Source organism: Rhodococcus sp. Leaf225, assembly GCF_001426145.1.
Lineage (GTDB): Bacteria > Actinomycetota > Actinomycetes > Mycobacteriales > Mycobacteriaceae > Rhodococcoides.
On sequence record NZ_LMRN01000023.1, the window covers coordinates 449 to 785 of the forward strand.

1 rRNA gene (only partly in view) is annotated in these 337 nt (G+C 56.1%); it reads left to right on the plus strand.

Features of this window, described 5'->3' with window-relative positions:
- A 16S ribosomal RNA gene (locus tag ASG69_RS18295) occupies positions 1-337 on the plus strand; its annotated part reaches 448 nt to the left of the window's first position; the annotation flags it as partial.

Sequence of the window (337 nt, forward strand, 5' to 3'; positions counted from 1 at the left end):
CGACCTTAGTTGCCATCATTCAGTTGGGCACTTTAAGGTAACCGCCGGTGATAAGCCGGAGGAAGGTGGGGATGACGTCAAGTCCTCATGGCCCTTACGCGCTGGGCTACACACGTGCTACAATGGCGGTGACAGTGGGCAGCAAGCACGCGAGTGTGAGCTAATCTCCAAAAGCCGTCTCAGTTCGGATTGTTCTCTGCAACTCGAGAGCATGAAGGCGGAATCGCTAGTAATCGCGGATCAGCATGCCGCGGTGAATACGTTCCCAGGCCTTGTACACACCGCCCGTCACACCATGGGAGTTGGATTCACCCGAAGGCGTTGCGCTAACTCGCAA